17 protein-coding genes and 1 pseudogene are annotated in these 22,242 nt (G+C 68.2%); 5 read left to right on the top strand and 13 right to left on the bottom strand.

Going from position 1 to position 22,242, the window contains the following annotated elements; all coding sequences use genetic code 11:
* Positions 1-51 precede the first annotated feature (51 nt).
* From ligA to AC3WQY_RS19985, 8 genes and pseudogenes are all read right to left on the bottom strand, one after another.
* Positions 52-405 (bottom strand): annotated as a pseudogene (gene ligA / locus AC3WQY_RS20020) (protocatechuate 4,5-dioxygenase subunit alpha); the annotation flags it as partial.
* A 1-nt stretch (position 406) separates the two neighbouring features.
* The gene (locus AC3WQY_RS20015) at positions 407-1,324 is read right to left on the bottom strand and encodes an amidohydrolase family protein (RefSeq protein WP_492710299.1); all 918 of its coding nucleotides are present in this window, start codon (positions 1,322-1,324) and stop codon (positions 407-409) included.
* Position 1,325: 1 nt separating this feature from the next.
* Entirely contained in the window at positions 1,326-2,009 is a 684-nt protein-coding gene (ligK, locus tag AC3WQY_RS20010; protein WP_492710298.1) for a 4-carboxy-4-hydroxy-2-oxoadipate aldolase/oxaloacetate decarboxylase, read from the bottom strand.
* 1 nt (position 2,010) lies between these two features.
* Positions 2,011-3,039, bottom strand: a complete 1,029-nt coding sequence (locus tag AC3WQY_RS20005) for an amidohydrolase family protein (protein WP_492710296.1) — start codon at positions 3,037-3,039, stop codon at positions 2,011-2,013.
* Between the two features lie 28 nt (positions 3,040-3,067).
* On the bottom strand, positions 3,068-4,156 hold the full coding sequence (locus AC3WQY_RS20000; protein ID WP_492710295.1) for a 4-oxalomesaconate tautomerase: 1,089 nt from the start codon (positions 4,154-4,156) through the stop codon (positions 3,068-3,070).
* A gap of 140 nt (positions 4,157-4,296) precedes the next feature.
* The gene (locus AC3WQY_RS19995; protein WP_285231334.1) at positions 4,297-5,214 is read right to left on the bottom strand and encodes a diguanylate cyclase domain-containing protein; all 918 of its coding nucleotides are present in this window, start codon (positions 5,212-5,214) and stop codon (positions 4,297-4,299) included.
* A 73-nt stretch (positions 5,215-5,287) separates the two neighbouring features.
* Positions 5,288-11,035: a PAS domain S-box protein gene (locus tag AC3WQY_RS19990; protein WP_492710294.1), complete on the bottom strand. Its 5,748-nt coding sequence runs from the start codon at positions 11,033-11,035 to the stop codon at positions 5,288-5,290.
* Between the two features lie 56 nt (positions 11,036-11,091).
* Positions 11,092-12,582, bottom strand: a complete 1,491-nt coding sequence (locus tag AC3WQY_RS19985; RefSeq protein ID WP_285231332.1) for an NAD-dependent succinate-semialdehyde dehydrogenase — start codon at positions 12,580-12,582, stop codon at positions 11,092-11,094.
* A 150-nt stretch (positions 12,583-12,732) separates the two neighbouring features.
* Here AC3WQY_RS19985 and alaS point away from each other — a divergent pair, with 150 nt between their 5' ends.
* Entirely contained in the window at positions 12,733-15,360 is a 2,628-nt protein-coding gene (alaS, locus tag AC3WQY_RS19980; RefSeq protein WP_492710293.1) for an alanine--tRNA ligase, read from the top strand.
* Between the two features lie 78 nt (positions 15,361-15,438).
* Positions 15,439-16,140, top strand: a complete 702-nt coding sequence (locus AC3WQY_RS19975) for a YecA/YgfB family protein (protein ID WP_285231330.1) — start codon at positions 15,439-15,441, stop codon at positions 16,138-16,140.
* A gap of 18 nt (positions 16,141-16,158) precedes the next feature.
* On the opposite strand, the gene AC3WQY_RS19970 is transcribed toward AC3WQY_RS19975, so the two are convergent.
* Positions 16,159-16,545: an SET domain-containing protein gene (locus AC3WQY_RS19970; protein ID WP_285231329.1), complete on the bottom strand. Its 387-nt coding sequence runs from the start codon at positions 16,543-16,545 to the stop codon at positions 16,159-16,161.
* A 158-nt stretch (positions 16,546-16,703) separates the two neighbouring features.
* Between AC3WQY_RS19970 and AC3WQY_RS19965 the strand changes: the two genes are divergently transcribed.
* Positions 16,704-17,225 (top strand): GNAT family N-acetyltransferase, encoded by a 522-nt coding sequence (locus AC3WQY_RS19965; RefSeq protein WP_492710292.1) that lies wholly within the window; start codon positions 16,704-16,706, stop codon positions 17,223-17,225.
* A gap of 13 nt (positions 17,226-17,238) precedes the next feature.
* Here the strand turns inward: AC3WQY_RS19965 and AC3WQY_RS19960 are convergent, their stop codons facing one another.
* The 4 genes from AC3WQY_RS19960 to AC3WQY_RS19945 form a co-directional block, all read right to left on the bottom strand.
* Positions 17,239-17,538, bottom strand: coding sequence for a hypothetical protein (locus AC3WQY_RS19960; RefSeq protein ID WP_492710291.1), 300 nt, complete (start codon positions 17,536-17,538; stop codon positions 17,239-17,241).
* A 124-nt stretch (positions 17,539-17,662) separates the two neighbouring features.
* Complete coding sequence (locus tag AC3WQY_RS19955; protein WP_492710290.1) at positions 17,663-18,658, bottom strand: cytochrome d ubiquinol oxidase subunit II; 996 nt, start codon at positions 18,656-18,658, stop codon at positions 17,663-17,665.
* Positions 18,655-20,007, bottom strand: a complete 1,353-nt coding sequence (locus tag AC3WQY_RS19950; RefSeq protein ID WP_492710289.1) for a cytochrome ubiquinol oxidase subunit I — start codon at positions 20,005-20,007, stop codon at positions 18,655-18,657. Before AC3WQY_RS19950 ends, AC3WQY_RS19955 begins: the two co-directional genes overlap by 4 nt.
* Positions 20,007-20,579 (bottom strand): GbsR/MarR family transcriptional regulator, encoded by a 573-nt coding sequence (locus AC3WQY_RS19945; protein WP_285231324.1) that lies wholly within the window; start codon positions 20,577-20,579, stop codon positions 20,007-20,009. Before AC3WQY_RS19945 ends, AC3WQY_RS19950 begins: the two co-directional genes overlap by 1 nt.
* A gap of 215 nt (positions 20,580-20,794) precedes the next feature.
* Between AC3WQY_RS19945 and AC3WQY_RS19940 the strand changes: the two genes are divergently transcribed.
* Together AC3WQY_RS19940 and AC3WQY_RS19935 are read left to right on the top strand one after the other, a co-directional pair.
* Positions 20,795-21,262 carry a carboxymuconolactone decarboxylase family protein gene (locus tag AC3WQY_RS19940; RefSeq protein ID WP_492710288.1) on the top strand — a complete coding sequence of 156 codons (468 nt, stop codon included), beginning with the start codon at positions 20,795-20,797 and terminating at the stop codon, positions 21,260-21,262.
* Positions 21,259-22,119: a dienelactone hydrolase family protein gene (locus tag AC3WQY_RS19935; protein WP_492710287.1), complete on the top strand. Its 861-nt coding sequence runs from the start codon at positions 21,259-21,261 to the stop codon at positions 22,117-22,119. The genes AC3WQY_RS19940 and AC3WQY_RS19935 overlap by 4 nt, the downstream gene beginning before the upstream one ends.
* Positions 22,120-22,242 lie beyond the last annotated feature (123 nt).

Here is a 22,242-nt window from a genome sequence, read left to right as displayed (position 1 = left end):
GCCCGGCCTGCACGGGCCTGGCGCGGGCAGCGTGCCGACCACGCCGGCGGGGCTGCGGCCGCCGCTGATCATCATGTCGCGGTAGGCCTGCTCGCTCATGCCGGTCATCGAACCGGCCATCTGCTGGAAGCTCAGGCCGTCGGTGGCGCCCAGCCGGGCCAGGAAATAGATGTTGCCGCCGGTGCGCATGCACCAGTTGAGATCGCGCGCCAGCACCGCCTGCTTCTGCTCCTCGCTCATCGGCCAGGCGTCCAGATAGGCGCGCTCGTCGGCCTTGAAGCGGGCGCGGTTCTCGGCCTGCATCAGCGAGCTGCAGAACTGGTTGAGCCAGTAGCCGCGGCGCGCCTGCTCGGCATCGAAGATGATGGTGCCGGGGATGTCCTGGTAGGGTTTGTCGAGCGCCATCTCAGCATTCCTCGGGCCAGTAGAGCCGCATCGGGTTGTCGACCAGCAGGCGCTGCTGCAGCTCGGCGCTGGGCGCGATCTGTGGGATGAAATCCACCAGCAGGCCGTCGTCGGGCATATGGTCCTTCAGATTGGGGTGCGGCCAGTCCGTGCCCCAGAGCACGCGCTCGGGGAAGTCCTGCAGCACGCGGCGCGCAAAGGGCACGACGTCGCGGTAGGCACGCTGCTCGCCATGCAGCGCCGGCGGGCCGCTGAGCGAAAGCCGCTCGGGGCAGCTGAGCTTGCTCCAGACGTTCTCATGCTCGCGCATCAGCCGCAGGAACAGCGCGAACTCCGGGCCGTCCACCGGCCTGCCGACGTCGGGCCGGCCCATGTGGTCCACCACCACGGTGGTGGGCAGGGTGGTGAAGAAGTCCCACAGCTCGGGCAGGTCCGCCGCCTCGAAATAGACCACCACATGCCAGCCCAGCCCGGCGATGCGCGCGGCCATCTCCTGCAGCTCGTCCCTGGGCGTGAAGTCCACCAGGCGCTTGACGAAGTTGAAGCGCACGCCGCGCACGCCGGCCGCGTGCATGGCCTGCAGCTCGGCGTCGCTGACGCTGCGCTTCAGCGTCACCACGCCGCGCGCCCGGCCCCCTGCGGCGCGCAGCGCGTCCAGCAGCGCGGCGTTGTTGGCGCCATGGCAGGTGGCCTGCACGATCACATTGCGTGCGAAGCCGAGGTGATCGCGCAAGGCGAACAGCTGCTGCTTGCCGGCGTCGCAGGGCGTGTACTTGCGCTCCGGCGCATAGGGGAATTCGGCGCCGGGGCCGAACACATGGCAATGCGCGTCCACCGCGCCGGGCGGCAGCCGGAAGCGGGGTTGGCTGGGCTTGGCGCACCAGTCCAGCCAACCCGGTGTCTTGGCAAAGGCGCTCATCTCAGTCGACGTAGCGCAGGCCGGCCTGGGCCAGCGGCTCGCGCATCTGGTACATGTCCAGGCCCAGCACACCGGAGGCCAGCCTGGCGCGCTTCTCGCCCTCGAAGCTCGCGCGCTTGAGGGCGGCCGCCAGCGTCGCCTCGGCGCGCGCGGCCGGCACACACACCACGCCGTCGTCGTCGGCCACCATCACATCGCCCGGCGTCACCAGCATGCTGGCGCAGACGATGGGGATGTTGACCGAGCCCAGCGTGGCCTTGATCGTGCCCTTGGCACTGATGGCCTTGGCCCAGACCGGGAAGCCCATGGCCTGCAGCGTCTTCACGTCGCGCACGCCGGCATCGATGATGAGGGCGCGGGCGCCGCGGGCCTGGAAGCTGGTGGCCAGCAGGTCGCCGAAATAGCCGTCCGAGCAGGCGGACGTGACCGTCGCCACCACCACGTCGCCGGGCCGTATCTGCTCGGCCGCCACATGCATCATCCAGTTGTCGCCGGGCTGCAGCAGCACCGTCACCGCCGTGCCCGAGACCTGGGCGCCGGCATAGATGGGGCGCAGATAGGGCTGGAGCAGGCCCACCCGGCCCAGCGCCTCGTGCACCGTGGCCGAGCCGAGGGCGGCCAGGCCGTCGGCGGCGGCGCGCTCGGCGCGCTGGATGTTGCGATAGACAACGCCAAGCTCGTACATCTCACTTCCCCTTCTGCTTGAGCGCCGCATCCAGGCGCGGAAACACGCGGCGCGCATTGGCCTCGAACACCAGCTGGCGCTGCGCGTCGCTGAGGTTGACGCTGGCCTCGACATAACGCCTGGTGTCATCGTAGTGATGGCCGGTCTCGGGGTCGATGCCGCGCACCGCGCCAATCATCTCGCTGGCGAACAGGATGTTGCGCACCGGGATCACCTTGGTCAGCAGGTCGATGCCGGGCTGGTGATAGACGCAGGTGTCGAAGAAGATGTTGTTCAGCAGATGCTCTTGCAGCAGCGGCTTCTTGAGCTCCTGCGCCAGACCGCGGAAGCGCCCCCAGTGGTAGGGCACGGCGCCGCCGCCATGCGGGATCAGGAACTTCAGGCTCGGGAAGTCCTTGAACAGATCGCTGGTCAGGCATTGCATGAAGGCGGTGGTGTCAGCGTTCAGGTAATGCGCGCCGGTGGTGTGGAAGCAGGCGTTGCAGCTGGTCGAGACATGGATCATCGCGGGGATGTCGTACTCCACCATCTTCTCGTAGAGCGGGTACCAGTGGCGGTCCGACAGCGGCGGGCTGGTCCAGTGGCCGCCCGATGGATCGGGGTTCAGGTTGATGCCGACATTGCCGTACTGCTCCACGCATTTCACCAGCTCGGGGATGCAGCTGGCCGGGTCCACGCCGGGCGACTGCGGCAGCATCGCTGCGGGGATGAAGTGATCGGGGAAGAGCTGCGAGACGCGGTAGCAGAGCTCGTTGCAGATCGCGGCCCAGCTCGACGAGGTGTTGAAGTCGCCGATGTGGTGGGCCATGAAGCTGGCGCGCGGGCTGAAGATGGTGAGATCGCTGCCGCGCTGGCGCATCAGCCTGAGCTGGTTGCTCTCGATCGATTCGCGCAGCTCGTCGTCGCTGATGTTCAGCTCGGCGGCCTTGGGCGCCTGGGCGGGATGATGCAGCGCGGCGATCTGCCGCTCGCGCCAGGCCCCCAGGGCGGCGGGGGCGGTGGTGTAGTGGCCGTGGACGTCGATGATCATGGCGGGCCTTCCGGTTCGCGATCCGTTTTCAATCGCCGCGCCACAGCGTGGCGGGCACCATCACCTCGCCGCGCATCAGCAGCCGGGCGGTGCGCAGCAGGGCCGCCTGGGTGACCTTCTGGCCATCCTGCGGGTCGGTAGCCAGCGCCACGCTGAACTCACCGCTGGGATGCTCCACCGCCACGGTGGGTCGGGCCGCATCGTCCAGCCGCGCCACGCCCTCGCAGACCGAGCCCCTGAGCACGCAGGCCGTGCCGACGGTGACGGCGGCCAGCACGCCGATGGCATCGTGGCAGACATGCGGGATGAAGCTGCGCGTGCAGATCGAGCCGCCCGCGCGCGGCGGCGCGATCAGCGTCATCTTGGGGTAGTTCTTGGCGCTCACATCGCCCAGGCCCATGGCCAACCCGGCCGCCAGGCGCAGCCGCTCGATGCGCGCCTTCAGCGCGCCGTCGGCATTCAGCTCGTCCACCGTCTCGTAGCCGCTGCGGCCCAGCGCCTCGGCGCGCAGGATCACCAGCGGCATGCCGTTGTCGATGCAGGTCACGGCAATGCCGTCGATCACATCGCGCACGCGGCCGGTGGGCAGCAGGCCCGCGCAGACCGAACCCGCGGTGTCCAGGAAATTGATGCTGATGGGCGCGGCCGTGCCCGGCACCCCGTCGATGCGGGCCTCGCCCTCGTACGCCACAAGGCCGTCGGGGGTTCGGACCGTGATGTCGCAGGCCATGTCGGTGTTCAGCGTCAGCACGCGGAAGGTGCTGACAGGGCCCTGCGCCTTGACCATGCCGGTCTCGAGCGCGAAGGGCACGACGGCGGCCAGCATATTGCCGCAGTTGGGCGTGGTGTCCACCGTGGCCAGCTCGGGCTGCAGCTGGGCGAACAGGAATTCCAGATCCACCCCGGGGCGCTGGCTGGGTGAAACGATGCCGACCTTGCTGGTGAGCGGATGGGCGCCGCCCAGGCCGTCGATCTGGCGCTTGTCGGGCGAGCCCAGCGCGGCCAGCAGCACGCGGTCGCGGGTGGCGGCATCGGCCGGCAGATCGGCCGCGCGAAAGAACGGCCCCTTGGAGGTGCCGCCTCGCATCAAGAGGCAGGGAATCGCGGTTTGTCGCACGGGGCGGTCTCCTGGCTGCCAGCCTGGGGGCGATTGTGGACAGGCCTTGCCGTCATGCCAAGGCAGGAAATCGCCAACAGCCATCGCCATGCGGCATGGGCCGCCCCGGCGCTAGGGGCGGCAGGTCGAAGCGCCGCCGCTCAGCATTCGCAGCACAGGGCGCGCGCGCGGCCCGCCTGCTTGGCAGCATAGAGCTGCTGGTCGGCGCTGCTCAGCAGCAGGGCCGGCTCGCCGCCCGGCACCGGATGGCTGGCCGCACCGCCCACGCTGACGCTGACGATCTGGCCCAGCTCGGACTGCGCATGCGGCAGCGCCAGCGCGCTGACCCGGCTCACCAGGCTCTCGGCCACCGTAACGGCGCCGGCCAGGTCGGTGTCGGGCAGCAGGCAGACGAACTCCTCGCCACCGTAGCGGCACATCAGGTCGCCGGGCCGGCGCAGGGTCTGGGCCAGGGTCTGGGCCACGCGGCGCAGGCAGTCGTCGCCGGCCAGATGGCCGTAGCAGTCGTTGTAGCGCTTGAAATGGTCCACATCGACCAGCAGCACCGCCAGGCTGCCGCCGCTGCGTATGCAGCGCTGGTACTCGATCGGCAGCTGGGTGTCGAAGTGGCGGCGGTTGTAGACCCCGGTGAGCCCGTCCAGGTAGGCGAGCTGGCGCAGCAGATCGCTCTGCGCCTTGAGGGTCAGATGGGTCTTGACGCGCGCGCGCACCACCGCCGGGTTGAAGGGCTTGGAAATGAAGTCCACCGCGCCCAGCGCCAGGCCCTGGGTCTCGGCCTCGGCCTCGCTGTGGGCGGTGACGAAGATCACCGGGATGTCGCGCAGCGCCGGATCGGCCTGCATGCGCCGGCACACCTCATGGCCGTCCATGCCCGGCATCTGCACGTCCAGCAGCACCAGGTCGGGCTGCATCTCGGCGCAGACCTTGAGGGCCTGGGCGCCCGAAGTGGCCATGAAGACCTGGTGGTCGGCCGCGAACAGCTGGTGCAGGGCCTGGATATTGATGGGCTGGTCGTCCACCAGCAGCAGGCGGCGCTTGGGCAAGTTGGCCTGGCTCATTGGTGCACCCTTCGGCCTGCGGCCTGTCCCGCCAAGCGGGAGCGAGCTTGCTTGGGGCGGCCCTGCGCTGCGCTCATGCCTTGCCCTCCCCGGCCGCCGCGCGCCAGCGCTCGCACACCGCCAGCGCGGCGGCGAAGTCCAGGTTCGCCATCGCTTCATCGAGCTGGTCGAGGGCCTCGCGCTGCGCCTGACGCCAGGCGGCCGGCAGTTCGGCGCGCCATTGGCTGCAGGCGTCCAGGGCCGCCAGGTCGGAGGCGCGCAACAGCCGGATCAGGCCATCGAGCCCGGCGCCGAGTTGACCAGTGCCGAGCGCGGCGGCGTCAGCCTCGGCCGCTACAACGATTTCGGCCGGCGCGGCCAGCGCCTGCAAGGCCTCGGCATGCGCCAGCAGGGCGCGCGCATCGGCCTCGATGCGGGCCTGCAGCGCGTCCAGCCAGCCGGCATCCAGCGCCTGGCCCTGCAAGACCTGACGCTCACCCTCGGCGCCCAGCGCGGCGAGCCGCTTCGCTCCCAGCGTGGCGGCCAGCCCCTTGAAGCTGTGCAGCGCCTGCGCCGCGGCGCCCAGATCCGCCTGGCCGCGCAGGCTGGCGGGCAGGGCCAGGGCCTGCGGCAGGAAGGATTTGCACATGCGCTGCAGTAGCTCGGTCTTGCCCATCAGCCGGCCCAGCGCATCGCGCAGGTCCAGGCCCTGGGCCTCGCCCTGCGCCTGCAGCGCGTCGTCGATCAGGGTGAGGCCCCGACCTGGCTCGGCGGCCCGCGGCACGCCATCACCGGCGCCCGCATCGTGCCCCGTCAGCTTGCACAGCCAGTCCACCAGCTCCTGCAGATCGAAGGGCTTGCCCACATGGGCGTTCATGCCGGCGGCCAGGCAGGCCTCGCGGTCGGAGGCCATGGCGTTGGCCGTCATCGCCAGAATCGGCAGCTCGGTCAGGGCCAGCTGCTGACGTATCAGGCGAGTCGCGGTGTAGCCATCCATCACGGGCATTTGCACGTCCATCAGCACCGCATCATAGGCGCGCGGGTCGGCCTGCAGCAGGTCCACGGCGCGCTGCCCATGCTCGGCCAGCGTGACGCGGGCGCCCTCGTCTTCCAGCAGCTCGCGCGCCACCTGCTGGTTGTTGGCGTTGTCTTCCACCACCAAGAGGCGCAGCCCGCTCAGACGCGGGCCGGCTTGCGTGTGAGCGGCCGCCACGGCGGCCGCGTCCAGCTGGCGGCCACTCAATTCATCCACCAGCTGGTTCAGCATGTCGGCGCTGATGGGCTGACCATCGGCGCCGGCCGGGCGCTGCTGGCTGGCCTCGGCCAGCACCGGCAGCTTGAGGCTGAAATAGAAGCGGCTGCCCTGGCCGGGCGCGCTCTCGAGCTTGAGCTCGCCGCCCATCAGTTCCACCAGGCTGCGGCTGATCGCCAGGCCCAACCCGGTGCCGCCGAAGCGCCGCGTGGTGGAGGCCTCGGCCTGGGTGAAGCCGGTGAAGATGCGCGCCTGGTGCTCGGGCGCGATGCCGATGCCGCTGTCGCGCACCGCGAACTCCAGTTCCTGCTGATGGCCCTCGCGCCGCAGGCAGCGCACCGACACGCGCACCTCGCCCTGGGCGGTGAACTTGATGGCATTGCCGCCCAGGTTGTTGAGCACCTGCTGCAACCGCAGTGCATCGCCCTGCACCAGCTCGGGCAGTTGCGGGTCCAGCTCGAACAGCAGCGCCACCGGCTTGTTGCCGACATTGGCCGCCAGGATCACCGCCAGGTCGCGCAGCAGGTGGTCGGGGCGGAAGGGGTGCGGGTCCAGCGTCATCTTGCCGGCCTCGGCCTTGGAGAAGTCCAGGATGTCGTTCAGCAGGTTCAGCAGCGAGCGCGCCGCCCCTTCGGTCTTGCCCGCATAGTCGCGCTGCCGCGCATCCAGCCCGGTCTTCTGCAAGAGCCTGAGCATGCCCAGGATGGCGTTCATGGGCGTGCGGATCTCGTGGCTCATATTGGCCAGGAACTGGCTCTTGGCCACGCTGGCCTGTTCGGCCTCGATGCGCGCCTCCTGCAGGCTGGCCTCGTACTCCTTCTGGCGCGTGATGTCGATGAAGACGCCCAGATAACCGTAGCGCGCGCCGTCGCGGCCGCGCAGCTCGGTGACCACGCGCAAGACCTGGAACTGCTGCCCGTCCTTGCGCTGATAGCTGCCCTCCAGCTCTCGGTTGAGCTGGCTGGGGTGCACCAGGGCGGCAAAGCCGCTGAGCGGCTCACCGGTCTCGGCCGAGACTCGCTCGCCCAGGGCACGCATGTCGCCCTCGGGCATGAAGACCGCCGAGCTGAGCTTGCCCACCACCTCCTCGGCCTTGTAGCCCAGCATCTGCTCGGCGCCGCGATTGAACACCGTGACCAGGCGATCTTGGCCGGTGGCCACAATGGCCACCTTGGTGGTGGAGTCCAGCACCGCGTTCAAGAGCGACACGGTGCGCGCCAGCTCCTGGGCGGCGCGGCGCTGTTCGGACACATCGGTGTAGGTGGACACAAAGCCCAAGCCGGCCACCGGCGAGCTGCGGATCTCCAGGCACCTGCCGTCGGGGCGCACGCGCTCCCAGAAATGCGGCTGCTGCAAGGCCTCGCGCACCCGCGCGCGCGCCAACTCGACCGCATCGGCCTCGCCGATCGGGCCATAGTCGCCCGCACGCCAGCGCGAGCGCGTCAACTCATCCACGCCAAAGCGCTCCAGCCCGTGCAACGCCGGCTCCTGCTCAAGCTCGTAAAGCCGCGTGTACATGCTGTTGTGCAGCACCACCTGGAACTGCGGATCGATCACGGTGAGCCCGCAGGGCAGGTTGTCCAGCACCACGCGCAGCAGCTCGTTGCTGCGCTGGCGCTCGGACTCCAGGCGCTTGCGCTCGGTGATGTCGACATAGGTGGTGACGAAGCCACCATCCGGCATCGGCGAGCCGCGCACTTCCAGCGTCACGCCATTCGGCCGGGTGCGCTCGAGCTGGTGCTGCTCGGGGTGGCGCGCGCGCTCGATGATGGCGCTGATGGTGGGCTCCAGGTCCTCATGCTCGCCATACTCGCCGCGCGCGGCATTGAAGCGGATGATGTCCTCGAACTTGGTGCTCGCACCGTCGAAGAGCTGGTCCGGGAAGCCCAGCAGATCGCGGAACTGCTGGTTGTGCGCCACCAGCACCAGGTCGCCGTCGAACACGCTGAGCGCGCAGGGCAGGTTGTCCAGCACCGAGCGCAGCACCGAGTTGTTGCGCCGGGTGCGCGCCTCGAGCTCGCGGCGCGCGGTGACATCGGCAAAGGCGCCGACCAGGCGCACCGGCTTGCCCTCGGCATTGCGCTCGACCTCGCCGACGGCGCGCAGCCAGACAAAGCGGCCCAGCGCGGTGGTCAGGTCCAGCTCGATGTCCCAGTTCTGCCCCTCGTGGATGGCGAGGTACATCGCGTCCTTGAGCTGCTGGCGGTCGCGCTCGGAGAAATAGCTCAGCGACCGCTCCAGCGTGATGTCGCCGGGCTCGAGATCGAACAGGCGCCAGCAACCGGCCGACCAGCTGAGCTCATGGCTGTCCAGGTCCAGCTCCCAGCCGCCCACGCCGGCCAGGCGCTCGGCGCGGCTGAGCAGCGACTTGCTCTTGCGCAGGCTCTCCTCGGCCAGCTTGCGCGCGGTGATGTCCAGATGGGTGCCCGAGATCCACAGCGGCTTGCCATCGTCGGTGCGCGAGGTCAGCTTGCCGCGCGACAGCACCCAGATCCAGTGCCCGTCGCGGTGCTTGAGGCGCAGCTCGGCCTCGTAGCTGGGCAGCTCGCCGGCTACATGGCGTTTGGCCTGCTGGCTGGATTCGCGCAGATCGCCCGGATGCACATGGCTGCGCCAGGTGGCCACGCTGAGCGGCTGCAACTCCTCCAGGCGGTAGCCGATCATTTCGGCCCAGCGCTCGTTCAGCACCACCTCGCCGGTCTGCAGATTCCACTCCCAGGTGGCGGCATTGGTGCCCTCGATGATGTTGCTGAGGCGCTCGCGCTCGCGCTGCAGCTCGCGCGCGGCCATGCGGCTGGCGGTGATGTCGTGGCGGATCGAGACATAGCGCTCGATCTGACCGTCCGCGCCGAGGATGGGCGCGATGATGCTGTCCACCCAGTAGAGCGAGCCATCCTTGGCGCGGTTGCAGATCTGCCCGCGCCATGAGTTGCCACGGCTGATGACGCCCCACACCGTCTCCCAGAAAACCGGCGGCTGCACATCCGATTTGACGATGCGGTGGTTCTGCCCCAGCAGCTCGGCCTCGCTGTACTGGCTGATGCGGCAGAAGGCCTCGTTGGCGCTGATGATGGTGCCGGCGCGGTCGGTGATCGAGACGATGGCGTGCTTGCGTATGGTGTCCAGCAGCGACTCGTTCTCGCGCATGACATTGGCCAGCAGCAGGTCATGCTGCTTGCGCTGGGTGATGTCCAGCGCGATCTCGATGAAGCCGGTCAGCTGGCCGTTGTCGTCGTGCACCGGCTGAATGTCGGTGTCGACCCAGTAGAGGCTGCCGTCCTTGCGCCGGTTGCAGACCTCCTGCCGGCAACCCCGGCCGGCCCGGCCAGCTTCGGCAAAGGCGCGCTGCACCGCCGGGTCGGACCCGGGATGGCCGAAGATGTCGTTGGGCATGCGGCCCAGCGCCTCCTCGGCGCCATAGCCGGTCATGCGCGTGAAGCCCTCGTTGACCCAGGTGACGCGCAGCTGCGTGTCGGTGCAGATCACCGCGTTGGTGGTGCGTTCGGCCACCATGGCCAGACGCTGCAGGTCCTGCGTGAGTTGCCGGGCCAGCAGCTCGGCGCGCTGCCGGCCCACCGCCAACAGCCACACCGTCAGCGCCAGCAAGGCGCCCAGCAGACTGCCCATGGCCGCCACCCAGGAGGGCGTCGAACCGAACTGCGCGCGCTCGAACTGCGCCGAGGGCCGCAGGCGCAGCAGCAACTCGCGGCCACCGAACTGCAGCACGCGCGTCACCGTCAGCGCGGACATATCGTCTTGCCGTTCGGGCGCCGAATCGAACAACAGATGCTCGGGCGCGACCTGCGCGCCCTCGTAGACCTGCACCGTCAGCATCTGCTCGGCCACCGCCGACAGGCCCTTGAACAGCTCGGCCGCGACGATGGGGGCGTAGACCAGGCCGATCAGGGCCTGTTCACGCTGCGCGGGCGTGATGGGGTCGGCGCCGCGCCGATAGATCGGCACCAGCAGCAGGAAACCGGGGCGGTGGTTCTGCGCGTCCTGCACCAGCACGATGCTGCCGGTGAGCGCGTTCTGCCCGCTGCGCATGGCGCGCTCGATCGCCTCGCGGCGCACCGGCTCGCTGCCCAGGTCAAAGCCCCAGGCGGGCATGTTGTCGGCCAGGGGCTCGATGTATTTGATGACGTACAGGTCGGCGGCCTGGCCGCTGCTGCGCACCTTGAAGGGCATGCCCGCTTCGCGCTGCACCTCGGCCTCGAAGGCGGCAAGGTCCTGGCGCACCACGCGCTGCACAAAGCCGAAGCCGCGGATGCCGGGGAATTCGGCGGGAAGATCGCGCGAGGCCACATAGGCCCTGAATTCATCGCGATTGACCTCGCTGCTGGCCGCATAGACGCCGCGCGCCCCGTGCAGCCCGTAGACGGGCACGGCCAGGCGCCGCTCCAGCTCGAGCTCGACACGCTGGGCATGGGCGTCGAAGCGCTGCTGCGCCTCGCGCTGGTTCTGTTCGCCCACCCACAGCGCCACCCACCAGCTCAGCACCATGCCGGTGACCAACACCAGCACCGCCATGGCGGAGGCGTGCGAGGCGTCGACAAAGCGCAGGCTGCGCAGCCAGGCGCTGAAAGCCACATGGACGCCCCGTTTGCCATCCGCCATCATCGACCTTTCAGCGCGTGGCTCTGATGTTATTTCTGGATGTCACCCAGGCAGAGGTACTTCAGCTCCACATAGTCCTCGATGCCATGGCGCGAACCCTCGCGGCCCAGGCCCGACTGCTTGACGCCGCCGAAGGGCACCTCGGCGGTGGAGATCAGGCCGGTGTTGACGCCCACCATGCCGTACTCCAGCGCCTCGCCGACGCGGAAGATGCGGCCGATGTCGCGGCTGTAGAAATAGCTGGCGAGGCCGAACTCGGTGTCGTTGGCCAGGGCGATGACCTCGGTCTCGGTCTGGAAGCGGAACACCGGCGCCACCGGGCCGAAGGTTTCCTCGCGCGCGCACAGCATCTCGCTGGTAACGTCGGCCAGCAGGGTGGGCTCGTAGAACTGGCCGCCGCCCTGCCCCTCGGCAGGCTTGCCGCCGGCCACCAGACGCGCGCCCTTGGCAAGGGCATCGGCCACATGGCTTTCGACCTTGGCCAGCGCCTGGGCGTCGATCAGCGGGCCCAGGTTGACGCCGGGCTCGAAGCCATTGCCCAGCTTGAGCCCCGCCACCTTGGCGGCCAGCTTGGTGACGAAGGCGTCGTAGACGCCCTCCTGCACATAGAGCCGGTTGGCGCACACGCAGGTCTGGCCGGCATTGCGGTACTTGCTGGCCATCGCGCCTTCGACGGCCGAATCCAGATCGGCATCGTCGAACACGATGAAGGGGGCGTTGCCGCCCAGCTCCAGCGAGAGCTTCTTGATGGTGGGCGCGCATTGACGCATCAGGATGCGCCCCACCTCGGTGGAGCCGGTGAAGGAGAGGTGGCGCACCACATCGCTTTCGCACAGCGCCTTGCCGATGGCGATGGATTGCTCGCCATCGCCCGTCAGCACGTTCAGCACGCCGGCCGGCATGCCGGCACGCTGCGCCAGCTCGGCCACCGCCAGCGCCGACAGCGGGGTCTGCTCGGCCGGCTTGATGATGACGGTGCAGCCGGCCGCCAGCGCCGGCGCGACCTTGCGGGTGATCATTGCGATCGGGAAGTTCCAGGGCGTGATCGCCGCGCACACGCCCATCGCCTGCTTGATGGCGATGTAGCGCTTGTTGTTGTCGGTGGTGGGGATGGTCTCGCCATAGACGCGCTTGCCCTCCTCGGCAAACCAGTCGATGAAGCTGGCGCCATAGGCCACCTCGCCGCGTGCCTCGGCCAGGGGCTTGCCCTGCTCGGCCGTCATGATGCGGGCCAGGTCCTCGGTGTGCTTGATCAGCAGCGAATGCCAGCGCATCAGAATGGCCGCGCGCTCCTTGGCCGGCTTGCTGCGCCAGGCCGGCCAGGCCGCGTTGGCGGCGGCGATCGCCGCCTCGGTATCGGCCGCACCCAGGTTCGCCACCTCCGCCAGCAAGGCCCCGGTGGCAGGGTCGTGCACCGCGAAACGCGCGCCGCCGGCCACCCACTCGCCGTTGATCAGGCTCTGGGTCTTGAGCAGGCTGGCGTCATCCAGGGCGGCCAGGGGGGTGGGCTTGCTGTCCATCGAAAACTCCGTCGATCGTCAGGGATTGGAGACAGCACTCTACCCCGCCGCCGAGGGTGGCCCGGGCAACACCCGCCCCTATAATCAACGGCCCCCAAAAATCAAGCATTTACCCCAGCCACGCTGAGGGTTGACGAGAAAGCGCCCGGAATGAAAGCAGCTGAGATTCGCCAGACATTTCTGAAGTTCTTCGAATCCAAGGGTCACCAGATCGTGGCATCCAGCCCGGTGGTGCCCGGCGACGACCCGACGCTGCTGTTCACCAATGCGGGCATGAACCAGTTCAAGGATGTGTTCCTGGGCTTCGACAAGCGCGCCTATACCCGCGCCACCACCAGCCAGAAGTGCATCCGCGCCGGCGGCAAGCACAACGACCTGGACAACGTCGGCTACACCGCGCGCCACCACACCTTCTTCGAAATGCTGGGCAATTTCAGCTTCGGGGACTACTTCAAGCATGACGCCATCAGCTATGCCTGGGAGTTGCTGACCAAGCACTTCATGCTGCCGGCCGAGAAGCTGTGGGTGACCGTCTATGCCGAGGACGACGAGGCGTTTGACATCTGGAACAAGGTGGTGGGCGTGCCCGCCGAGCGCATCGTGCGCATCGGCGACAACAAGGGCGGCCGCTACATGTCCGACAACTTCTGGATGATGGGCGATACCGGACCTTGCGGCCCCTGCACCGAGATCTTCTACGACCACGGCCCCGAGATCGCCGGCGGCCCCCCGGGCAGCCCCGATGAAGACGGCGACCGCTATATCGAGATCTGGAACAACGTCTTCATGCAGTTCAACCGCACCGAAGACGGTGTGATGCACAAGCTGCCCAAGCCCAGCGTGGACACCGGCATGGGCCTGGAGCGGCTGGCTGCGGTGCTGCAGCATGTGCACTCGAACTACGAGATCGACACCTTCGTCGGCCTGCTGGCCGCGGCCAAGGCCGCCGTCGACAGTGCCGGCGCACAAGACTGTGACAAGGACAGCGCCTCGCTGAAGGTGATCGCCGACCACATCCGCGCCTGCAGCTTCACCATCGTGGACGGCGTCATTCCCGGCAACGAGGGCCGCGGCTATGTGCTGCGCCGCATCGCCCGCCGCGCCATCCGCCATGGCTACAAGCTGGGCGCCCGCACCCCCTTCTTCCACAAGATCGTGGCCGAGCTGGTGCAGCAGATGGGCGACGCCTATCCCGAGCTGCGCCAGGCTCAGGCTCGCGTCACCGAGGTGCTGAAGCAGGAAGAGGAGCGCTTCTTCCAGACCATTGCCAACGGCATGGAGATCCTGGAAGCCGCGCTGGCCAGCGGGGCCAAGCAGATCGATGGCGAAACCGCCTTCAAGCTGCACGACACCTATGGCTTCCCGGTCGACCTGACCGGCGACGTCTGCCGCGAGCGCGGCGTGACAGTGGACCAGGCCGGCTTCGAGGCCGCCATGAACCGCCAGCGGGAGCAGGCCCGCGCGGCCGGCAAGTTCAAGATGGCCCAGGGTCTGGAGTACCAGGGCCAGCCCACCGCTTTCCACGGTTATGAGCATCTGGTCTGCGAGACCTCGGTGGTGACGGCCGTCTACGTGGATGGCGCGGCGGTGGCCGAGGCCAAGGCCGGTGACGATGCCGTCATCGTGCTGGACCACACCCCCTTCTATGCCGAGAGCGGCGGCCAGGTGGGCGACAGCGGCGAGCTGCGCAACAACACGAGCCGCTTCGCCGTGGAAGACACGCTGAAGATCCAGGCCGATGTGTTCGGCCACCATGGCCGCGTGCTGGAAGGCGCGATCAAGGCCGGCGATGTGTTCGTGGCCCGCGTGAATGCCGAGGCGCGCGCCAAGACCGTGCGCAACCATAGCGCCACCCACCTGATGCACAAGGCCTTGCGCGAGGTGCTGGGCGCCCATGTGCAGCAAAAGGGCTCGCTGGTGAATGCCGAGCGCACCCGTTTCGACTTTGCCCACAACGCGCCGCTGAGCGCGGCTGAAGTCAAGCGCGTGGAAGCCATCGTGAATGCCGAGATCCTCGCCAACGCCGGGGCCAAGGCCGAGGTGATGGCGCTGGACGATGCACAGAAGAGCGGCGCGATGATGCTGTTCGGCGAGAAGTACGGCGAGACCGTGCGCGTGCTCTCCATCGGCAGCTCCAAGGAACTCTGCGGCGGCACGCATGTGAAGGCCACCGGTGACATCGGCCTGTTCAAGGTGGTGGCAGAAGGCGGCGTGGCCGCCGGCGTGCGCCGCATCGAGGCGGTCACCGGCGACAACGCCCTGGCCTATCTGCAGTCGCTGGAGTCCACCGTGCAGGCGGTGGCCGGCACGCTCAAGGCCGCCCCCGCCGAGCTGGAGAGCCGCGTGCATGCGGTGCTGGATCAGCTGCGCGCGCTGGAGAAGGAACTCGGCGCCGCCAAGAGCAAGCTGGCCTCGGCCCAGGGCGACGAACTGCTGGCCCAGGCGGTGGACGTCAAGGGCATCAAGGTGCTGGCCGCCACCCTGGTGGGCGCCGACGCCAAGACCCTGCGCGAGACCATGGACAAGCTCAAGGACAAGCTCAAGAGCGCCGCCATCGTGCTGGCCGCCGTCGATGGCGACAAGGTCCAGCTCGCCGCGGGCGTCACGGCTGACAGCGTGGGCAAGCTCAAGGCTGGCGAGCTGGTGAACTTCGTCGCGCAGCAGGTCGGCGGCAAGGGCGGCGGCAAACCCGATCTGGCCATGGCCGGCGGCACCGATGCCAAGGCCCTGCCCCAGGCCCTGGCCGGCGTGCAGGCCTGGGTAGCGGGCAAGCTCTGATCCGATAGACAATCACTTCAGCAAGGGCCCCCGGTTCAAGCGGGGGCCCTTGTTCTTTCTGTAGCCAAGGAAACGCGCATGAGCCAAGAGATCGACCACGACAACGCAGAGCGCCTGGCCGCCCTGCTGAACATCCTGGCTGCCGCCGTGGAGGACGATGAGGACGCCGTGCCCATCGACACGCTGGACGGCTATATGACGGCGCTCATCTGCGGCCCCGCCGATGCCTCGCCGCTGCAGGCCATGGACGCCCTGTTCGGCGAAGACTGGCCGGCCGTGCTGGAAGAGCGCGAGGCGGTGGACGAATTCATGGAAGTGCTGCACGAGCGGTGGAACGAGATCGCCGAGGCGCTCGATCCCGAGGCCCTGATGGAGAACGCCGACGCGCTGCGCCTCTCGCCGCTGATCACCGAGTTCGACGAGGCCACGCGCGCCTCCCTGCTCTCGCAAGGCGTGCTCACCGCCGACCAGCTCGACGAGCTGCCCGCCCCCGGCGTGATGTGGGCCGAGGGCTTTATGCAGGCCGTGGATGATTTCGAGGAAAGCTGGTACGCCCACGATGCCGAGGGCGAAGCCGGCCAGATGCTGGACTCGCTGCTGATGGCCATCGCCGCCGTGGCGATGCCGGCCGGCGAGCAGCGCGAGGCCTATATCAACGAGGCCTACGAGCCCGAGGACGAGGTGGACCAGGACGTGCTGGTGGACGATGCGCTCTATGCGGCGCAGGATCTGCGCCTGTTCTGGCTGCAACCGCCCGCCGGCGCCCAGCTCAACTCCTGAGCCGCGGGCCCAACAGGCTCACAGCTTGCCGCTGCAATTCGGCGCGCCGCAGCGGCAGCGCAGCCGCCCCTCGTGGTGGCTCTCGCCATAGTGGGCGGTGAGCTCCTCCCCCGGCTCGATATCGCGCAGCGCATAGAACTCGGCCCGGCCCTGGCGGATGCGCAGCACCGCGTTGGGGCTGCAGGAATGGTTGATGAAGCGCATCACGCCCGCATCATGCGTAGCGTCGACCGCGCGCTTCTCGCTCAGCTCGACCACATGGATGCGCTCGCGGCCCTTGATGCGGCGGCGTGCCTCGGCCACCGAGATCAGCTCGCCACGCATCTCGCCGATCTTGCGGCGCGCCGGAATGGCCTCGTCGGCAAACACGCCCTGGCCGTCGATGCGCGACGGGCCGGCATGCAAGGCGAATTTCTCCGCTGGCTGCGGCTGCCCCTTGGGCAAGGGCGATGGCGCCGCAGTGAGCGCGGCTGGGCTGGGAAGTTCGGTGAGGCGTGGCATTTGGTCAGGGACGCTGGCGTACGGCATTATGGAGCCCCCTGCTCACGACGAGGACTGCCGAGATGCCATTGACCTTACGCCGCGCCCTGCCCAGCGATGCCAGCGCGGTCATGCAGTTCATGCGCGAGCCCGAGGTCTACGCCGGGCTGCTGCAACTGCCCTACCCCACCGAGGAACTGTGGCGCCAGCGCCTGCTCGAAACCTCGGCGCCGGGCAAGAGCGACATCAATCTGGTGGCCGAACTCGATGGCAAGGTGCTGGGCATGGCCGGGCTGCATCCCGCGGGGCTGGCGCTGCGGCGCCGCCATGTGATGTCGCTGGGCATCTCGGTGGCGTCGGCCGCCCAGGGCCAGGGCATTGGCCGGGCCCTGATGGATGCCCTGCTCGACTATGCCGACAACTGGGGTCAGGTCTTGCGTATCGAGCTGGGGGTCTACGCGGACAACACGCGTGCCATCCGCCTCTATGAGCGCTGCGGCTTTCAGCATGAGGGCCGCATGCGCGCCTATGCGCTGCGCGACGGCCAGTATGTGGACAGCCTGGCGATGGCGAGGCTGCATCCCAGGCCACCGACCTGGGCCTGAGCGCGGGTCAAGCTCAGATCGGCTTGACCACCGGGCGTGAACCGAACAGCACCGCCATGGGGCTGAATGAGGCCTCGGGCTGCAGGCGCTGCCCTTCGACCAGCACGCGCGGCAATTGCTGCACGGTTTGCGCTTCGGTGCCGCGCGGCAGTGTGGCTTCGGCGCTGGCGCGCTTGCCGGTGATGACCAGGCGTGCCAGCTTGACGACCTCGCTGGCCTGCGCCAGGCTCGGTGCCAGGCAGGCGGCGCTCAATGCGGCGATGCCCAGTGCCCGTATTGCGCTGCGTGACCTGCTGGTTTCTTTTTGCAACATGACTCCCCCTCTTCGAAGCGTTGGAAGAAGTATCTGAAGTCACGCGCCGGCTTGCCAGGGGGAGGTGACGAACTGCCGGCTTTCCGGCGCGACTTGCGGTGCAGCGCGACGAGTTGCAATGACTTCAGGCATAGCTCAGCTCCCCGGCCTTGCCCCAGAACACCCGATAGGCAAAGGCGGTGTAAGCGAGTGTGGCTGGCACGGTGATGGCACAGCCCACCAGGATGAACTGCAGCGATTTGGGAGCCGCGGCCGCCTGCCAGACGGTGATGCGGTCCATCACCACATAGGGATAGAGGCTGTAGGCCAGGCCGAAGAAGCCCAGCAGCATCACCAGCACCGTGAGCGCAAACGGCGCCCAGCACAGCTTGCCGACGATGCGGCTGGAGTTGAGCAGCCCGCGCAGCGCCAGCAATGCCAGCGCGCTGGTCAGCGGAATCGGCAGCAAGGCGATGAAGCCCGGCATGGTGAACCAGCGCTCGCGCACCGTCGGGCTGAGCCAGGGCGTGGCCACCGAGATGGCCGCCAGCCCCAGCAGCAGCAAGGGCCAGGCGCGCTTGGCCAGCCGGATGGCGCGCTGCTGCAGCTGGGCCTCGGTCTTCATGATCAGCCAGGTCGCGCCCAGCAGCAGATAGGCCGCCGTCAGCGCCAGCGCGATCAGCAGGGCAAAGGCATCGAACCAGCCGCCGGGCTGGAACGCCGTCACATAGCGCCCCAGCATCCAGCCTTGCGCCAGTGCGGCCAGCAGAGAGCCGCCCATGAAGGCGCGGTTCCACAGCGGCTTCCACTCGGCCTGCACCTTGACGCGGAAGTCGAAGGCCACGCCGCGCAGCATCAGGCCCATCAGCATCAGCACGATGGGCAGGTAGAGCGCCTGCATCACCACGCCCTGGGCCTTGGGGAAGGCGATCAGCAGCACCCCCACGCCAAGCACCAGCCAGGTCTCGTTGGCATCCCAGAAGGGGCCGATGGAGGCGATCATGCGATCCTTGTCGGCATCGCTGGCGCCCAGCATCAGCAGGCCGACGCCCAGGTCATAGCCATCCAGCACCACGTAGAGCAGCAGGGCGAAACCCATCAGCGCCATGAAAACCAGCGGCATCCATTGTTCGGCGCTCATGCGGCCACCCTCCGATTGAAATTGACCGGTGCAACGGGCTCCGCCGCGGCCGTCTTCTCGGCCATGGTCTTGACCACCATCACATAGGCCAGCAGCAGGCCCAGATAGAGCGCGGCATAGCCGGCCAGGCTCAGGGCGATGGTGGGCGCCGGCGTGGCGGAAGCCAGCTCGGCGGTGCGCAGCCAGCCATAGACCAGAAAGGGTTGCCGGCCGATCTCGGTGACATACCAGCCCGCCAGCGTGGCCACCCAGCCGGAGAAGCTCATCCAGGCGAGCAGCCGCAGCAGCGGCCTCGGCAGTTCCTCGGGTCGCCAGCCCCGGCGGCGGTACAGCCACCAGGCCAGCCAGCTCGCAGCGAGCATCGCCAGCCCCATGCCCACCATCACGCGAAAGGCGAAGAACACCGGTGCCACCGGTGGATGCGCGCCCTGGAACTCGTTCAGCCCGCGCAGCTCGCCATCGGCCTCATGGGTCAGGATCAGACTCGCCAGGCGCGGAATTTCGATCGCGTAGTCGTTGCGGCGCGTCTGCTCATTCGGCCATGCGAACAGCAGCAGCGGCGCGCCGCGCTCGGTCTCCCACAAGCCCTCCATCGCCGCGACTTTTTGCGGTTGATGCTTGAGCGTGTTGAGGCCATGCTGGTCGCCCATGAAGATCTGCAACGGGATCAGCACGGCCGCCAGGGTCAGGCCCACGCGCAGCACCGCACCGGTATGCGGCTGCACGCGTTGCTTGAGCAACTGCCAGGCGCTCACGCCCGCGAGCAGGAAGGCGACGGTCAGGCCCGAGGCCAGCAGCTTGTGCGCCAGGCGGTAGGGGAAGGACGGGTTGAAGATCACCTCCAGCCAGTCCTTGGCATGGAATTCACCCTGGATGATCTCGAAGCCCTGCGGTGTCTGCATCCAGGAGTTCAGGCTCAGGATCCAGAAGGCGCTGAGCGTGGTGCCACCGGCCACCAGGGCGGTGGCGATCAGGTGCACACGCTCGCTGACGCGGCCATGGCCGAACAGCATCACGCCCAGGAAGCTGGCCTCGAGAAAGAAGGCCGTCAGCACCTCGTAGCCCAGCAGAGGCCCGGCGATATTGCCGGCCCGCTCCATGAAGCCCGGCCAGTTGCTGCCGAACTGGAAGCTCATGGTGATGCCGCTGACCACGCCCAGCGCGAAGCTGAGCGCGAACACCTTGGTCCAGAAACGGTAGGCCGAGAGCCAGCTGGCCGCGCCCGTGGCCAGCCAGCGCCAGCGGAAGAACAGCAGCACCCAGGCGAGTGCGATGGTGATGGTGGGGAACAGGATGTGGAAGCTGATGTTGAGCGCGAATTGCAGGCGCGCGAGCAGGACGGCATCCATCAACGTGCCTCCTTGCCGCCGCTGAGCACCTTGACCTTGCCGGTGAACTCCAGCAGCTTCTGCACCTTGGAACCCATCTTCATCAGCTGGGCCAGGGTCTGCGAGTCCATGCGCTGCACATCGTCGAACCAGGTCGTCATCAGCTCGATCAGGTCGTGCATGCTGCGCATGCGTTCCTGCGCCACCCGGTCCTCCTCGCTCGCCGGCGCTTCCAGCAGGGCATTGCGCAGCATCGACAGCGTCGGCTCGATCTCGCGCCGGCGCCGCTCCTCCGCCAGGGTGCGGAAGATCTCCCAGGCGTCGCTGGGAGCCTCGAAGTACTCGCGCCTATCCCCCGGGAGGTGCCTGAGCTTGACCAAGCGCCAGGCCTGCAACTCCTTCAAGCCCATGCTCACATTGGACCGGCTGAACTCCAAGGCCTCGGCCATCTCATCGGCATTCAGCGGTCGCAGCGAGACGTAGATCAGCGCGTAGATCTGCCCCACCGTGCGGTTGATACCCCAGCGGCTGCCCATCTCGCCGAAGTGCGCCACAAAGCTGCGCACCAGGGGACTCATGGTTGTTGACGACATTGCATTTCACTCCTTGCGCCAGGGCAAAGCGCCGGCACTCTTCGTTTAATCCATCTCAAGGTATTGCTGTATTTTCAGTATTTACTGAACTTTCACAAAGAAATTTGGAATGCCTGAGCCCGAGGCAAGGCCTTGCGCGAGGGGCGCCCGCCGGCAGGCACACACCGACAAGCAGCAACACGGCTCCTGAATAATGGCGAGCCAAGGAGAACGCCATGAGCACTGAAGCACGCATAGACCGCCCCGAATTCGCCAGCCTGACACCCGGTGTGTCCGAAGCCCTGCTCGCCCTGGGCAAGGCCATCAACGAATCGAGCCTGCCCAAGGACCTGCTGGAGTTGATCAAGCTGCGTGCGTCGCAAATCAATGCCTGCGCCTTCTGCCTGCAGTTCCACCTCAATATGGCGCGCGGGCTCGCTATGCCGGCCGCCAAGCTCGACCTGCTAGCGGCCTGGCGCGAGGCGCCGGTCTACAGCCCGCGCGAGCGCATCGCCCTGGCCTGGACCGAGGCGCTCTGCAAGCCGGCCGACGGCGTCGGCGACGCACTCTATGCAGAGGCCCTGGCCGAGTTCGGGCCGGCACAGCTGGGCTACCTCACCGCGGCGGTGGCCAACATCAATGCCTGGAACCGCATCGCGGTAGCGCTGCGCTTCACGCCGCCACTGCCGCGCCCAGCAGCATGAAGCGGCAGCGCCATTACCTGCTTGCCGGCGCACTGCTGATGGGAATGGCGGCCAACGCTGCCACGCCTGCCGTGCCGCTATCGGTGCCCAGCCTGGAGCAGCGCGGGGGTCAGGCCTTGCCTCTGCGGGCCTACTGGTACGCCGCCGAGGCGCCGGGCGCTCGCCCCGCCGTCGTGCTGCTGCATGGCTGCGGTGGCCCCTATGACGGCCGAGGCAAGCTTTCGATCCGCATGCGCGACTACAGCGCCCTGCTGAACCAGCAGGGCTGGCATGTGCTGGTCCTCGACTCGCTCAGCGCGCGTGGAGAAACGGAGCTCTGCACGCAGCGCATCGGCACGCGCGTGGTGACGATGGCAAATCGCCGTCTGGACGTGCTCGGGGCCCTGAGTTGGCTGGCGCAGCGCAGCGATGTGGACGCCGCGCGCCTGGCGCTGCTGGGCTGGTCAAATGGCGGCAGCACCGTGCTGGCGGCCACCAATCTGACCCATGCCGAGGTGGCGCAGGCCAGCCGCAGGCCGCGCGCCGCGGTGGCCTTCTACCCAGGCTGCGAGGCCGAACTCAAGCGCGGCTATACGCCGGCGGCGCCGCTGCAGCTGCTGGTGGGCGCGGCCGATGACTGGACCCCGGCCGAGCCCTGCGCGGCATTGGTTGCGGCTGCCAAGCCGGAGCCGCAGTTGCAGCTCCACAGCTATGCCGGCGCCTATCACGGCTTTGACTCGAGTGCGCCCGTCAAGTTGCGCAAGGACGTGCCGAATGGCGTGCATCCGGGCCAGGGCGTCCACGTGGGCGGCAACGCTGCGGCGAGGGAGGCCTCGCGTGCGCAGATGCTGGCCTTTCTGAAAGCGCAGCTCCAATGAGCGCCAGCACCGAGCTGCGAACGCCACGGCTGCTGTTACGTGCTCCTGACCTGCCCGGATTCTTCGAGACACTGATTCCAAGAGAAGATGGCTCCATCCCCCGAGGAGCCCATGAGAAAGAGT

This window comes from Roseateles sp. FW301-B2, from assembly GCF_058788955.1.
This window is presented reverse-complemented; position numbering and strand designations above follow the sequence as displayed.

Bases quoted from the DNA above. Each gene is read 5' to 3' on its own strand.
- AC3WQY_RS20015 (WP_492710299.1), bottom strand. From the start codon at position 1,324: ATGAGCGCCTTTGCCAAGACACCGGGTTGGCTGGACTGGTGCGCCAAG.
- ligK (WP_492710298.1), bottom strand. From the start codon at position 2,009: ATGTACGAGCTTGGCGTTGTCTATCGCAACATCCAGCGCGCCGAGCGC.
- AC3WQY_RS20005 (WP_492710296.1), bottom strand. From the start codon at position 3,039: ATGATCATCGACGTCCACGGCCACTACACCACCGCCCCCGCCGCCCTG.
- AC3WQY_RS19995 (WP_285231334.1), bottom strand. From the start codon at position 5,214: ATGAGCCAGGCCAACTTGCCCAAGCGCCGCCTGCTGCTGGTGGACGAC.
- AC3WQY_RS19985 (WP_285231332.1), bottom strand. From the start codon at position 12,582: ATGGACAGCAAGCCCACCCCCCTGGCCGCCCTGGATGACGCCAGCCTG.
- alaS (WP_492710293.1), top strand. From the start codon at position 12,733: ATGAAAGCAGCTGAGATTCGCCAGACATTTCTGAAGTTCTTCGAATCC.
- AC3WQY_RS19975 (WP_285231330.1), top strand. From the start codon at position 15,439: ATGAGCCAAGAGATCGACCACGACAACGCAGAGCGCCTGGCCGCCCTG.
- AC3WQY_RS19965 (WP_492710292.1), top strand. From the start codon at position 16,704: ATGCCATTGACCTTACGCCGCGCCCTGCCCAGCGATGCCAGCGCGGTC.
- AC3WQY_RS19960 (WP_492710291.1), bottom strand. From the start codon at position 17,538: ATGTTGCAAAAAGAAACCAGCAGGTCACGCAGCGCAATACGGGCACTG.
- AC3WQY_RS19955 (WP_492710290.1), bottom strand. From the start codon at position 18,658: ATGAGCGCCGAACAATGGATGCCGCTGGTTTTCATGGCGCTGATGGGT.
- AC3WQY_RS19950 (WP_492710289.1), bottom strand. From the start codon at position 20,007: ATGGATGCCGTCCTGCTCGCGCGCCTGCAATTCGCGCTCAACATCAGC.
- AC3WQY_RS19945 (WP_285231324.1), bottom strand. From the start codon at position 20,579: ATGTCGTCAACAACCATGAGTCCCCTGGTGCGCAGCTTTGTGGCGCAC.
- AC3WQY_RS19940 (WP_492710288.1), top strand. From the start codon at position 20,795: ATGAGCACTGAAGCACGCATAGACCGCCCCGAATTCGCCAGCCTGACA.
- AC3WQY_RS19935 (WP_492710287.1), top strand. From the start codon at position 21,259: ATGAAGCGGCAGCGCCATTACCTGCTTGCCGGCGCACTGCTGATGGGA.